Origin of the sequence: Azospirillum sp. INR13, from assembly GCF_015390205.1 — a bacterium.
Taxonomy (GTDB): Bacteria; Pseudomonadota; Alphaproteobacteria; order Azospirillales; family Azospirillaceae; genus Azospirillum.
In genome coordinates this window covers 65001-78867 of the sequence record NZ_VUOI01000003.1, presented here as the reverse complement: position 1 = coordinate 78867, position 13867 = coordinate 65001, and the positions used below count along the sequence as shown (strand labels likewise).

9 protein-coding genes, 1 tRNA gene and 2 rRNA genes (1 of these 12 running past the window's edge) are annotated in these 13867 nt (G+C 62.3%); 3 read left to right on the top strand and 9 right to left on the bottom strand.

Going from position 1 to position 13867, the window contains the following annotated elements; genetic code table 11:
• Positions 1-187: 187 nt before the first annotated feature.
• Both F1643_RS22075 and F1643_RS03500 read left to right on the top strand, forming a co-directional pair.
• A complete protein-coding gene (locus tag F1643_RS22075) occupies positions 188-2359 on the top strand; it encodes a hypothetical protein (RefSeq protein ID WP_255542365.1) in 2172 nt (723 codons plus the stop codon).
• A 653-nt stretch (positions 2360-3012) separates the two neighbouring features.
• On the top strand, positions 3013-3876 hold the full coding sequence (locus tag F1643_RS03500) for a DUF123 domain-containing protein (RefSeq protein ID WP_255542364.1): 864 nt from the start codon (positions 3013-3015) through the stop codon (positions 3874-3876).
• Between the two features lie 240 nt (positions 3877-4116).
• Here F1643_RS03500 and F1643_RS03495 read toward each other — a convergent pair whose 3' ends face one another.
• The 6 genes from F1643_RS03495 to F1643_RS03470 form a co-directional block, all read right to left on the bottom strand.
• Complete coding sequence (locus F1643_RS03495) at positions 4117-5739, bottom strand: IS66 family transposase (RefSeq protein WP_194910808.1); 1623 nt, start codon at positions 5737-5739, stop codon at positions 4117-4119.
• A gap of 79 nt (positions 5740-5818) precedes the next feature.
• Complete coding sequence (gene tnpB / locus F1643_RS03490) at positions 5819-6166, bottom strand: IS66 family insertion sequence element accessory protein TnpB (RefSeq protein ID WP_145690542.1); 348 nt, start codon at positions 6164-6166, stop codon at positions 5819-5821.
• Complete coding sequence (locus F1643_RS03485; protein ID WP_194910806.1) at positions 6163-6573, bottom strand: transposase; 411 nt, start codon at positions 6571-6573, stop codon at positions 6163-6165. The genes tnpB and F1643_RS03485 overlap by 4 nt, the downstream gene beginning before the upstream one ends.
• A gap of 445 nt (positions 6574-7018) precedes the next feature.
• Entirely contained in the window at positions 7019-8107 is a 1089-nt protein-coding gene (locus F1643_RS03480; protein ID WP_194910805.1) for a hypothetical protein, read from the bottom strand.
• On the bottom strand, positions 7996-8592 hold the full coding sequence (locus F1643_RS03475) for a hypothetical protein (protein ID WP_194910804.1): 597 nt from the start codon (positions 8590-8592) through the stop codon (positions 7996-7998). Before F1643_RS03475 ends, F1643_RS03480 begins: the two co-directional genes overlap by 112 nt.
• The gene (locus F1643_RS03470) at positions 8540-10945 is read right to left on the bottom strand and encodes a hypothetical protein (protein WP_194910803.1); all 2406 of its coding nucleotides are present in this window, start codon (positions 10943-10945) and stop codon (positions 8540-8542) included. Before F1643_RS03470 ends, F1643_RS03475 begins: the two co-directional genes overlap by 53 nt.
• A gap of 73 nt (positions 10946-11018) precedes the next feature.
• Between F1643_RS03470 and F1643_RS03465 the strand changes: the two genes are divergently transcribed.
• The gene (locus tag F1643_RS03465) at positions 11019-11513 is read left to right on the top strand and encodes a hypothetical protein (protein ID WP_194910802.1); all 495 of its coding nucleotides are present in this window, start codon (positions 11019-11021) and stop codon (positions 11511-11513) included.
• Positions 11514-11643: 130 nt separating this feature from the next.
• Here F1643_RS03465 and F1643_RS03460 read toward each other — a convergent pair.
• The 3 genes from F1643_RS03460 to F1643_RS03450 all read right to left on the bottom strand — a co-directional run.
• Positions 11644-11719: transfer RNA gene (locus F1643_RS03460), tRNA-Met, on the bottom strand.
• Between the two features lie 82 nt (positions 11720-11801).
• Positions 11802-11917, bottom strand: a 5S ribosomal RNA gene (gene rrf / locus F1643_RS03455).
• 144 nt (positions 11918-12061) lie between these two features.
• Positions 12062-13867 (bottom strand): 23S ribosomal RNA (locus F1643_RS03450) (it continues 1386 nt past the right edge of the window).

The window sequence follows — 13867 nt, the reverse complement described above, 5'->3', positions numbered from 1 at the left end:
AAACATGCAGACCGACCGTGAAGCACCCTTATACGGCATTATTGATGAAGATTACGTCATTCGTGAGCATACATACCGCGCAGGCTCAAACCTCTCTCCTGCCGTCCAGATTTCGATGATAATCTCGTTATAGTAGCGATAATGTTTCTCGCGCGTTAGCTTCGTGGGTGGTTCATAAGGGAACGCAATGACAATTGACAAACTTATCGGGTGGTTACTCGCAAAGAAGACCAAGGCGGCGATTGTGGCCGCTGCGCAGGCGCTGACGGCGGACAAGCGGCCGATACGCCCCCAAGGCTCTCAGAAGGAATTCGACAGAGAGCTGAAGCGGCACCTCAAGGATCTTGGCAACTATCTCGTGAAGAACCAGCGGCGCGAGGCCATGGCCACCGCGCTGGCTCTCGTTATCACCGACGCAGAGTTCACCATCGCGGAGATTCGTCGCGTCGGGCTGTTCCGCGCTTCGCGCTATGCGTACCAAGGCTCCCTCGTCGGCCACATCGCCACGGCGATCCTTCAGATTCGGCCCCTGCTGACCCTTCATCCGGATCGCTTCGCCTATCTCGAGTCGGTCCAGGCACTGACCCGGCTGGCGCCAAATGTTCGCAAGTTGCATGATGACCTTGCTGATTTCCTGCGGCTCCGCAAGGACGAGGTGATCAAGACGATCCTCGTTCTGGTGAACAACGTCTTCTATTTCGGCTGGGTTCATCACCCCCAAATAGACTCGGAGGAGCCGCAGCACTACTCCGCCGAGGATTTTAGCGAGGCGGCATCCCTGGTGTTGTCAATGTATCGGGAGATGTTCAAGCTTACAGCGGAGACCTGCAATCTTGTCGACGAAAAATTAATCAAGACGACCGATCTCCCCTATTATCGACTGCTGGTCGTAGCAGCCAAGATCAACAAATTTCGGGAGGCCGAGGCCACCATCGACAATCTTCCGTACCAGGCCGTCTTGAGCGGAACTTCTGTCACTGTGTCATCCATTGACCCGGACATCGAGAAATCGGTACGCCTCGGCTACATCCAGTCCCAGTTCCAGCTCCTCAAGCGCTTGAAAATGCTGGAGGAGCTTGATGCACCGGTTTCCATCAAAGAATTTGTCAATCAAGGGTGTCGCACGGGGACACTCGAACAGGTTGTCACAATTGTCGACAAGCCGATCAAGAGATTGACACTCCGCCTTCCGACCGCCCCCCAAATCTTCGGCCTGTTCTCCACCCACCAGCGCTTCAGAGATGAGATCGAAAACCTCCTAGTGCTGGACGTCGACAATTTCGACAATAAGGAAACGACGCCAACCTATAAAATATCCGACCGGATCTCCTCCGAGGATATTTTCAAAATGCAGCGGTATTTTCGCTTTCTTAGCTGCATCTATCAGAAGAGACTTGAGGGTTTTACCGATCCCGATAGATTATTGCTGACCTATCGTTCGACGGTGCTCATCATGCCGCGCGATGAAATCGTCAACCAGCTCAACTTGATCTTCCACGATTATGAGAAGACCAAGGAGTTGATCGACTATCTGACCTTGGGCGAAAACCGCACCTTCGTGGATCTGCAATACACACCCATCATCGTTATAGGCGATCATGTCGTCATTGCACCGCACCTCGTGGCCGCTTCGAATCTAGTCCGTAACATCGTCACCGCCAACAAGCTGCGGACCGATCTGGTCGCGGGAACCATCGACCCGATGCAGAAAGCGGTGGCCGACGCTCTCGCGGAGGCGGGGTTCAAGGTCGAAGTTGAGGCCAAAATCAGAATCAGCGGCAAAGAGGTGGAGACCGATATCGTCGCTTGGCGGGATGACACCTTGTTCCTGTTCGAATGCAAGAACGCCTACCTCCCCTGTAACGCTCACGAAATGCGGAACAGTTTCGAGCATATTGAGAAGGCGGGCCACCAACTGACGCTCCGCAATACGACATTCCAGGCGATCGCCAACCAGAAAGCCCTGTTCAAAAAGCTTGGCTGGAACGTGCAACCCACCACCGCGATCCATACCGGCATCGTCATCGCCAACCGCGTTTTCCACGGTGCCAAGATGAGCGGCCATCCAGTGCGGCACGCCCATGAGTTCATCAATGTTGTTCTCCGCGGCTACATCGGCATCGGAGACGAGCAGATCAGCTTCTGGAAGGGACCGACGTTCCAGACATCTGACTTGGTGTCATATCTGAATGGTCAGACGGTAATCGTGGATCAAATATCCTCCCTAGAACCCGTCACCCAAAAATACCTATTCGGCCCGCGCTCCCTCGAAATCCTAACTTATGTGCTGCGTCCGGAAAAACTGGACGAGAAGATCAGGGCAAGTCGGACCGACATAGGTGGCGACGCTCTAATCTGATGCGAATGATCAAGTGGATCAGGCCGGATTTTATGGGGAGCCGCGCTCGATATCCTCGCGAAGTGGGTCTCTCTCGACCGCGAAACACGTCGTCTCCCGTGTGGAAGCGTGGATTGAAACCTCGTGCAGTTCTCGCTGCTGGCGCGACAGGGGCGAAGGTGCACATCTACGATGTCCTCCCTACGCCTACCGACGATCGGCCGGCTCTGGCCGGGCTTCACAGAACGGGTCGGCCCAGGCCTGGCACAATGCCGGCTCGGCCTCGGCCGGTGGTGTGGCGGCCCCCCCGCCGATGATCTCGTTGTGGTTGGAAGCGCACATGTCCGGTCTCCGCGACCTCCTTCGTCTTTGGCTTCACCTACCGGGTGTGCTGCATTCAGCCGGTACTCTGGACGGGGTGGGCCTGCCCCTTCACCGCGGTGTCGATCCTGTCATCGACGGCTGACGGTTCTTCCACTCCATGCCAAGAACGTCCCGGCGCCTGAGCCGGGCCTTTGTCTGGCCCTCCGTCCTGCCGGAAGGTGTGAGACGGGGAGGGAGAGGGCCGAGACGGTGTTTGCGACGGGTTTGAAAGGCGGGAAGAGAGGCTTCCGGCCGGTCCGTCATCGCGGACGCGGCCCTCCCCGATCAAGGGCGAAACCGACGGCTTCCCGTTGACGCCTCACGCCAGCCACGCTGAAGTGGCGGTGATGATGTCCATGCAGGCGTCCCAGTTCCACCGCACAGCGGAAACGGTCCCTCCCGTCGCCGGCGCCTACGTTCTGCTCGTCAGGCTGGCGGAAGCGGTGGACGTCGCCCTGCCCGGCCGGGCCAAGGCCATTCTGCCGCCGGGGCGGTACCTGTACTGCGGCAGCGCCCGCGGCCCAGGTGGACTGCGCGCCCGCGTCGGCCGTCACATGCGCCGGGATAAGAGCGTTCGCTGGCACATCGACCGCCTGACCACGGCGGGTACCGTGACCGGCTGCTGGGTTTTTCCCGTCGGCGAGGAATGCGCGCTGGTCGCACGCCTCGCCGCCCTGCCGGTCCCGATTCCGGGGTTCGGCAGCAGCGACTGCACCATCTGCAGGAGTCATCTCCTGGCATGGCATGGTGGCATCGCGCTGCCCTTCGGTGCACCGGATGTTTCCCCGGCCGCCGCTGGACCGGATGTCGCCCGGGTGCTATCGGTCGCGGCCATGACCGATACCGTCGACTTCACCCCCGCCGAACGCGATCTGATCCGCCGCGAGTTCATGAGCCGCTGGTCGGAACCGCCGCGGCTGGCGGACGGCATCCTTCTGAAGCGATGGGCGACTGGCTCGCGGAAAGGCGAACCGAAACTCCCGGCCATCGTCCAGAGCCTGCTGGAGCGCGGGCTGGTAACGATCGCCGAAACGGATCGGGGGTTTCCCCGCGCCCATTTCACCCCGGCGGGCTACGCCGCGTTGCGGGCCATGGCGGCCAGCCCGCGGCATCTCCCACCGGAGCGCTACGGTCATCTCATCGACGAACTCGCGCATCGGTCGGAGGAGCGCTGATGTTCGGGCGTCCGGCAAACGTCTCGGTCGGCGACCGCTTCACCAAGGCCGGCTAGCCGTCGCGGGTGTTTCATCGTGATGGCTGTGGACGACCGCCCCGGTCGGCCGCCGCACGCGTTCGTGTCCGCGGCGCCGAATGGTGGAGACCGCCGGCTGATCGCGGTCTCCGCACTCACCGATCCGACCCTGTTCAGACGACTGTAAGAGGGGCGAGCAGTAAGCATCCGGTGAGCGCCGCGGTCAGTCCGGCTTCCAGTTCCAGGGCAGCAGTTCGTGCAGGCGGGTTTGAGGGATGTCGTTGATGCGTGCCAGCACGTCGGCGAGCCACGCCTGGGGATCGATGTCGTTGAGCTTGGCCGTGGTGATCAGGCCGTACATGATCGCCGCCCGCTGGCCGCCGCGATCGGAGCCGCAGAACAGCCACGCTTTCCTCCCGAGGGCGATCCCGCGCAGGCCGCGTTCGGCAGCGTTGTTTGTCAGGCACAGCCGGCCATCGCCGAGAAACCGGGTGAAGGCGTCCCAGCGGGTCAGCATGTAGTCCATCGCCTTGGCTACGGGGGCATGGCGGGAGAGCCGGGCGCGCTCCGTCCGCAACCAGTTCTCCAGCGCGGCTACCAGGGTGACGCCGTGTTCCTGGCGTGCCGCCAGCCGCTCGGCCGCCGGCTTGCCGTTCAAGGCGCGCTCGAGATCAAAGATGGCGTCGATGCGCGTCACGGCCTCCAGCGCCAGCGGCGAGATCGGCGGGGCATCCTTGCCGCGTTTCGTGTTCGCAGCGATGTCGGCCAGCTTGAAGAAGCCGCGCCGGGCATGCGCCCAGCACAGCGCGGCCCTGATCGGCCCCGGCCGGCGGTCGGGTTCGTACAGCCGGTTGTAGCCGGCGAACGCATCGGCCTGCAGCCAGCCCGTAAAGCCGGCCAGATGCCGTTCGGGGTGTTCGCCCTTGCGGTCGCGCGAGTAGTGGAACAGCGCCGCCGGTGGGGCTTGGCCGGCAAACGGCCGGTCATCGCGCACATACACCCACAGCCGCCCGGTGTCGGTCTTGCCCTTGGCCAGCACGGGCACCGGCGTATCGTCGCCATGCAGCCGCCCGGCCGCCATCACATGCGCCGCGATCAGGTCGTGCAGCGGCCTCAGCACCGCGGCGGCGGTGCCCACCTGGTCGGCCAGGGTGGACAGGCTGAGCGGCACGCCTTCCCGCGCGTAGCGCTCGGCCTGCCGGTTCAACGGCTGATGCTGGCCGAACTTCTCGAACAGGAGGGTGGCCAGCAGGTTGGGGCCGGCCCAGCCCCGCGGGGTGGTGTGGAACGGCGCCGGCGGCTGGCTGATCGTCTCGCAGGCCCGGCAGGAGAACCGCTCGCGCACCGTCTGGATCACCTTCCACCGGCGCGGGATCATCTCCAGCGTCTCGGTGATCGTCTCGCCCAGCTTGCACAGCTTGTCCGAGCCGCAGCACGGGCAGTTCGCCGGTGCCGGCACAACGACGCGCTCGCGCGGCAGGTGGTCGGGAAAGGGCTGGCGTGATGGCCGTTTGCGGGTGAAGGCCGCCACCGCGGTGATGCGGGCAGCGGCCTGTTCGGCCGCCAACTCGTCCTCGCTGGCCGTCGCTTCCAACTCCTCGAGCTGGAACTCCAACTGGTCCAACAGGCGTGCCTTGCGCTCGGAGCGTGTGCCGTAAAGCTCGCGCCGGAGCTTCTCGATTTCCAGCTTCAGGCTGGCGATCAGCGCCTCGGTGTTGGACGCCATCGCCCTGGCCCGGGCCGCTTCGGCTTCCGCGGCGTCCGCCCGCGCCTCGGCCTGCGCCAAGGCGGCGCGCAGGCTGGCGATGTCGTCGGCCAAGGCGGCAGGGGGCGGAGCGGCGGTCATGGCGCCAGTTTACCCGGGATCGCGCCGTCGAGCCGCCGCAATCTCCCCTGAACCAGCCCGTCGATTCACCGTGTCGCAGTCACCCCGCGGCCTCGGGGCGCCAAGTCTTCTGCGGGTTGCGCCAGTCGATGCCTTCGAGCAGATAGCCCATCTGCCCCACCGAGATCGACACCGCGCCGTCCGCCGGCGTTGGCCAGATGAACCGGCCCCGCTCCAGCCTCTTCATGAACAGGCAACTGCCCTGGCCGTCATGCCAGATGATCTTCACCAGATCACCCCGGCGCCCGCGGAAGATGAAGAGATGGCCGCTGTGCGGGTCTTGGGCGAAGCGTTCCTGAACCAGCAACGCCAAGCTCGCCCAGCCCTTGCGCATGTCGGTGTGCCCGGTGGCCAGCCACACCCGCACCCCGCTCGGCACCGGGATCATGCCAGGGCACTGACGACGGCCGCCGCTAGGGCCGGGTCGACCGGCCCTTCCAGACGCAGGCGTGTCCCGCTGGGCAAGATGACCTCGAGGATCGCCGGGCTCGTGGCCGGCGGCGCCGGAGGCGGCAATGACCCAGGGGGCTCCACGACCGGCGGTTCCGTTACGGTCGGCTCCGGCGCGATGGTCACCGCGACGAAGCTGGACGGTTCGGCCACGGCACTCCCTGTGGCCTTCATCAGCCCCCGCCAGCGATACAGCAGGCTTTCGTGCACGCCCAGCCGGCGGGCCGCGTCCGTCACCACCACGCCGGGGCGGAACGCCTCCTCGACCATCCGCACTTTCTCCGCCGGCGTGTAATTCCGCCGCCGCTCCGTTCCCGTCAGAACCTCGACCCGCTGATAAGCCATGACGTTTGCAACTCGTTTGCGTCCGCGCGATGACGCGCCACACAAACCTCAGACGCCAACCCCTACTTTGCCAAGGCGGCGCTCACCGGAGGCGTACGGCGAGCACGGCGCTGATCACACCGCAAGCGATGGAGCCGATCAAAGCACCTGGACAGCCGGCACCTCGCTGGAGAAGCGCAGCTTGCGCCGGATCATCTCCCCCATCTCGGAGGAAACCTTGGTGAGGCTCTGCGCGCCTCGCAGTCGGGAACGGGAACAGCACACCGCCCCTGCTCCATCCTCGAGGACCATACCGAAGCCGTCGCCTACCGATCCGACCCGTCCTGCCGCCGAGGACCGCGAACCGCTGTCCGGGCTGGTGGAGCGCATCGCCTATCACAACACCGAGAACGGCTACTGCGTGCTGCGGGCCAAGCTCCTACTCTTCCAAGTCGGCGTAGTCGCGTCAGTGCCACGCTGCCTCGTGCTCCAGCCATGAGTCGATATCCGACAGCATGCGCCCTGACCAGTTGCCGAGCTGCGGATGCTTGGCCCATGAGTCTAGCGGCACTCGGAAGCTGCGCAGATGTTTTTCTAGCGACCCGCCATAGGAACTTGGCAGCATGCGCGAGCGTAGCGCATTGCGGAACTCGGCAAGCCTGCCATAAAGATCGGCGAGTTCCTGCAGGGCCGGATGCCATGTCCACGCGTCGTCCACCTGCTCGAGGATTGGATAGAAGCTGAGAAGGAACGCGATCCGGCCCTCAGGATCCTGCTGGACCCATTCGAGCATCGCCGCTTGGGGTGTTTCGAAGAGCACACCCGAACCAGTCCGGATCACGTCGAAAGCGAAGGGCTTGGTAGCCGCGATGATCATTTCCAACCGGTCGCGCTCGGAGCGCGTCGCAACCTCATAGAAGCCCGCCAGCACCGCCCAGGCCCCCAATGGCGCGTGCTTGACGATGATCGTGAGGCCGGCGCGAAGCGCATCGGCCGGGCGGTTGTAATGTCCGCCGACCGAGCGGCACGCCCGCTCGATCTGCTGGGCGAAGCCACGTGCGAAGGCGTCGTCGATTGCATCGGAGGCAGCGAGGCGGCGGATCAAGCGCTCGAGCGCATGTTCCGCATGCCCGGTGTTGCCCTTGCCCCCATCCGCGATCACTGGCGCCAATATGGCGAGCTTGATCAGTGCCGGGATCTCGGGTGGAAGATCCTTGTCGCCATGAGTAACCATGGAAAGGATTTCGATGGCCGCCCAAGCGCCGCCATCGCTTCGGTCGAGCAGAGCTTCGATCAGGGCGGTGAGGGTTGGCATGGAGACGGCGTCCAGGGCCCTGCCGTAGGAGATCGGAACGACCCGGAACGGATCAAGCGTCTTCGCGCGGACCTCGTCCACGATGGATTTGACGCGCTCGTCCGTCATGCGCAACGCGCTATAGATGTTCATCGGGCTTTCGGAGAGGACCCGCGACGATTTTGCGATGTCGACCAGCTTATTGAGCTGCTCGATGTCTCCAGCCAGCTGGCGGTCCAGCGAGGAGAGGAGTGCGCGCACGAAGCCGACACCAGCACGGCTATCACTCGCCTCGAGCACATCGACTGCCTTTTTGAAGGCGCCGAGCGGATCGGGCAGATGCTCGCAAGCGCCTGCGCGAAGGGGAAGGGTGCGTTCAACTCCTCGCTGGCCATCACCTCAATGACCCGGGCGAGTTGTACCGGGTCGCCGGCGATCGCCGGTGCCAGCCCCTGCGCACGCCGCGTAGCATAGTCAAAATCCAGGTCGTTAACATTGTCGATGTAGCGCTGGTCGGGATCTTGGATGTCGGTCCCCCAGAACCGGCTGTAGAAAAGCGCCTGCTCCACCGGTTGGGATGGAAGTGCCGTATCGTAGAGCGCGCGCACCGACTTGGTGAAATCGTCGGGCCGGCTGGGGCTGTCGAAATAAAGCCAGTCGCCGATGTGCCTGGTTCCCTCAGACCAATGCCCCCTAACGGCGACCACTTCGTTCACGAAGGTGGTAATAATGGGGAGCAGTTTCAAAGCCGAGCAGCGTGCGCAGGTCCGCGGCGATTATTTCCTCGATGCGTGAACGGAGTGAGAGGACAGTGCGCCAGACATCGAGCAGGCGCTCCAAGGCCCAAGAGAAGTAGCTGACCACCACCTCGTGGTCTTGCGGCAACCATTCCGACCGGTACGGCTCGGTACCGACCTGCTCAAAGTCCCCGAAGCGCGTCATATGGGTTGTGAGCATCGCACCCAGCGCCTCGACACAGGCGCGCTTCATCCGCGGATCGTTGTCCTCAAGGGTTTCGTCGAGCGTTTCGCGCCTGCAGCGATCATCAGCTTCGGTGCCGGCAAGCGCCACCTGGAACAGACGGCGCAGCAACTGAAGGACAGGAGTATCGGCATCGAGATCCGATGCGGCGGCGAGGCGAAGGACGAGACCGGTGGTCGGTCTGAAGGTTTGCTTGCGCGAGGCGAGGAGCCGCAGCGAATCGAGTAGAGCGTCACTGATGTCGAGCAACGCGAGTTCATCGATCGACTTGCGGATAATGGCGGAGTGGAGCACCCCCATCATAGTGTTGGGGTCGGCATGGACAAACGCGGCGAGATATGGCGCACCCTTCTCGCCCAGCAACGCCTCGACCTCCTGTAGGGGGCCGCCGAGGATATGCGATCGGACCACTTCCACCAAGGTCGGTGACCGTTCACCCAGGGAGCGCCAGCGCGCGAGCATGGAGTCACGGCACGCCGAGCTGGTGTTTGTCAGGAACGCACTGACGGTGGATGGCCGCAGATACCTCAGACGCCGCAATGCAAGATAGTTGGCGATCGGCAGCGGCTGTGCGGCCATGCTATCGTGATTACGGTCGACCAGATGCTGCTCCGCAGCGATGACGAGTTGCTCGTACATCAGCTCGCCCTTCATATGGACGAGCGTCTCGGAGAGCGTATCAAAATCGCTTGGCTCCCGGTCGGGGGCCAGATATTCGAACAGGGATAGGCATTCGAGCGCCCGGATGGTGTTGTGCTCGATGCCAGCGGCCTTGAGGATTTTCTCTGCAACGTCATGGGCCGAACTTCGAACACCGAAGCCCTTGTCGCCTGCGGAGGCGGCCAGCACCGCAAGGCGCGGAAAGCCATCGCACAGTGCGGCGATCTGGTCGAGCACATCCGGCGGTGTCGTCTTCAAACCACTGCCAAGGATGCCCTTGATGGTCGCCCTGTCCGACGGGTGGACTCTGATCATCAGGCAGCCGTCGACCTGATCCCGCCCCTCCGCACCGAGCGTAATGACGCGCAGTTGGCTGTCCGCGGCGCTAGCCAGTTCGAAAAGCCGGCGCGAGTCCTCCCAGGGACAGGCGTCCACCACCAGGACGGCTGCGTAAGGAGCATTTTTGAGGTGGTTGGCGACATCCCAGATGTGTCCGGTGACTTCCCGGTGGTCGCAGAAGATGAATTGGGCGGCCACCTGATCCCGTAGCGTGTTGGAACTGAGGGCTTGGTGGAGCGCCCGGGTCTTGCCGATGCCCGAGGCACCCCAAATGCGCACGCACGCGCCCGGGTCCGACAGATGGTCCACGATCCGTCCAGCGAGCTGGTCGAAGTCGAGGAGATCGTTGGCGCTTGATCCGAGCGAGAATTTTCGTTCCGGGCTGGGCACGAACGGCGGCGTCGCGATATCAGCGCGCTTGCCCCATCGATCGAGGGTCGAGAACGCAGCCAGCGGAATGCCGGCCTTGCGCTCCTTGACCCACAGGGCGACGGCGGGATGATCAGTGGCCCAGGCGCTGAGCTTGTTGCCATCGTAGACTTGGACCGAGGCGAGCTTGGTCGGATCGCCGCCGGCCTCGGCGATGCCGTCCCGGATTGCTGTCGCGCGGTCCTCGGCCTTGGTTCCGACCAGCGGCGTGGCTGTTACCCCTATATAGGTGCCGCCGCGCGCGAGCACGTCACTGATTGCTTGGTTGAGTACCTTGGCCTTGACCTTCTTGGACTGCGACTGCTTGGTCCAGACCTCCTTTTTCCACTGAGAGTCGCCATGGTCAGTCGCCTTGCACTGGAAGACGATGTCGCGCCCTGGAAAATATGCGGTCGAGGCTTCTCCGTTCTCCCAGTGAACGGACGCGTCCTGCCCGCCATCGGCGATCGTGATCTGCAGTGGCACATCGACATTGCGCAGCGGCACGCCGGCCTTGCGCGCTTCGGCATAGAGAAGAGCACGCAGCAGCTCGACCAGCTCGGCGCCGTCAAAATGTTCTATTTCCGATGGTCTGACGGTAAACATCAACCCTTTTAGCCCGGCGGCATTGCCGGGGAAAGGCTGAATTAAAGCATGGGAACGCGCTTCTTCAGTTCCACCACCGACATGCTTCGCTCTCCCGCCCGCCATCGTCGGTCAGCTTTTTCGTCGTTTGGTATCGAGAACACGCCACGAGTTTTCTGCCTAAGCACAGGCTTGACTCATGCTGATCGGCTACGCACGGGTATTGATCGACGGCCAAAACCTGCACCTTCAGCGCGGCGTGCACAGGAACGCTGGATGCGAGAGGATTTTCGAGGACCATTGCAGTGGTGAAGGCGGACGGACCTGCTATGATTGGCGCCGACCGAACGGGGCGGCGCGCTGGCGGTGCAAGGCGTGCCGCCGGAATTTCTCGCTGACCAGCGGTATCCTGTTCGCCTTCAACAAGCCGCCGCTGCAGCTCTCCATCACCGCCATCCTGATCCTAGTGAACAGGGTGAAAGGGAAGGCAGCACTGGTGCTGTCGCGCGACCTTGACGTCCAGTACAAGACCGCCTTCGTGCTGGCCCACAAGGTCCACGAGGTCATGGCCGCGGAGGTGAGGAACGGCGCTGGTCGAAGCTGCGCGACTGGCTGGCGAGTCGCTGATCCAGACCCGCTACCCTCCCCTCTCCGAAGCGGATTTCCCCGTCCACACCCCGGCACCCTACGCTAGAACGCTACGCCAAAACGCGCGGGAATTTCCGCCCAAATGATTCCGATGTGATTCCGGAGGTGGTCTGGAGAAGGGTGATTCCGGATATGAAAAGCCCCTGAAAAACTGTTTGTTTTCAGGGGCTTTGATTTGGTTGCGGGGCAGGATTTGAACCTGCGACCTTCAGGTTATGAGCCTGACGAGCTACCGGGCTGCTCCACCCCGCGGATGTCTCTCATATAGGGTGATGGATGTCGTGACGATGCCGGCGATTTGAGCTTCGGTTTGAGCGTCTCTTGAGTCTGAGTGACCTGGCGGCGACCTACTCTCCCACGTCTTAAGACGCAGTACCATTGGCGCGGAGGCTTTTCACGGCCGAGTTCGGGATGGGATCGGGTGTTTGACACCTCGCCATGACCACCAGGTCACCAAGGCTCAAGACCGACGCTGTTCCGAAGCGTATCGCTGTTCAGTGCAAGTGATTGAGGATGTATCGAACCGGCGGCGTTGCGTCAAGCAGGGCCTTTCCAAGCAGGCTTGCTGCTGCGCATGGCGCGGTTTGTGGTGTCGAGATCAAGCCGATCGAGCGATTAGTAAGGCTTAGCTTCAGGCATTGCTGCCCGTCCACATGCCTCCTATCGACGTGATGGTCTGTCACGGCTCTCAAGGGAGCTCTGGTTTAGAGGTGGGTTTCCCGCTTAGATGCTTTCAGCGGTTATCCCGTCCATACTTAGCTACCCGGCCATGCCACTGGCGTGACAACCGGTGCACCAGAGGTATGTCCATCCCGGTCCTCTCGTACTAGGGACAGATCCTCGCAAAACTCCGACACCCACGGCAGATAGGGACCGAACTGTCTCACGACGTTCTAAACCCAGCTCACGTACCACTTTAATCGGCGAACAGCCGAACCCTTGGGACCTGCTCCAGCCCCAGGATGTGATGAGCCGACATCGAGGTGCCAAACGACTCCGTCGATATGGACTCTTGGGAGTCATCAGCCTGTTATCCCCGGCGTACCTTTTATCCGTTGAGCGATGGCCCGTCCACGTGGAGCCACCGGATCACTATGGCCGACTTTCGTCTCTGCTCGACTTGTCAGTCTTGCAGTCAGGCGGGCTTATGCCATTGCACTCGACGAGCGATTTCCGACCGCTCTGAGCCCACCATCGCGCGCCTCCGTTACACTTTGGGAGGCGACCGCCCCAGTCAAACTACCCGCCATGCAGGGTCCCGGACCCGGATCACGGGCCACGGTTAGATGCCAGAGACTTCAAGGGTGGTATTTCAAGGTTGGCTCCACCCGGGCTGGCGCCCGGGCTTCCAAGCCTCCCACCTATCCTACACATGAAGTCCCTAGCACCACTGCAAAGCTGTAGTAAAGGTGCACGGGGTCTTTCCGTCTGACCGCGGGAACTCCGCATCTTCACGGAGAGTTCAATTTCGCTGAGTTGGTGTTGGAGACAGCGGGGAAGTCGTTACGCCATTCGTGCAGGTCGGAACTTACCCGACAAGGAATTTCGCTACCTTAGGACCGTTATAGTTACGGCCGCCGTTTACCGGGGCTTCAATTCAAGGCTTGCACCTCTCCTCTTAACCTTCCGGCACCGGGCAGGCGTCAGACCCTATACGTCGCCTTGTGTGGGCTTCGCAGAGCCCTGTGTTTTTAGTAAACAGTCGCTACCCCCTGGTCTGTGCCCCCCACAGGTGGTTGCCCACCCATAGGGCCCTCTTCTTCCGAAGTTACGAGGGCAATTTGCCGAGTTCCTTCAACACCATTCTCTCAAGCGCCTGGGTATACTCTACCAGTCCACCTGTGTCGGTTTGGGGTACGGTCTATACGGCGGGGCTGTTTCCTGGAACCGGTCCACAGCATGTCCAATCCGATAAGGACATACACGCTTTCCGATCCGTCACCTCCGCCAGGCCCACGACTATTAACGTGGTTCCCATCGACTACGCCTTTCGGCCTCGCCTTAGGGGCCGGCTCACCCTGCGTGGATTAACCTTGCGCAGGAACCCTTGGACTTTCGGCGACAGTGTTTCTCACACTGTTTGTCGCTACTCATGTCAGCATTCTCACTTCCGATACCTCCAGGCGGCCTCACGGACACCCTTCGCAGGCTTACGGAACGCTCCGCTACCACTCAGAGGACAGATGCCAGACGGCAGACGTCAGTGGCGTTCAGCTTTGCCCAGACCCTGGAGCATGCGGGCGACTTCCTGGAAGCCGTCACGCCATGCCTGCCAAGTTTCCTGGTCCACATAGCCGAGGTCCAGGCAATAGCGGCACCACAGCCTCATCTCGTCGGCTGACGAGATCGCCATGTGCAGGTATCGCCGGAACTCTGTTTTCGACCACTGTTGTCTTGAAA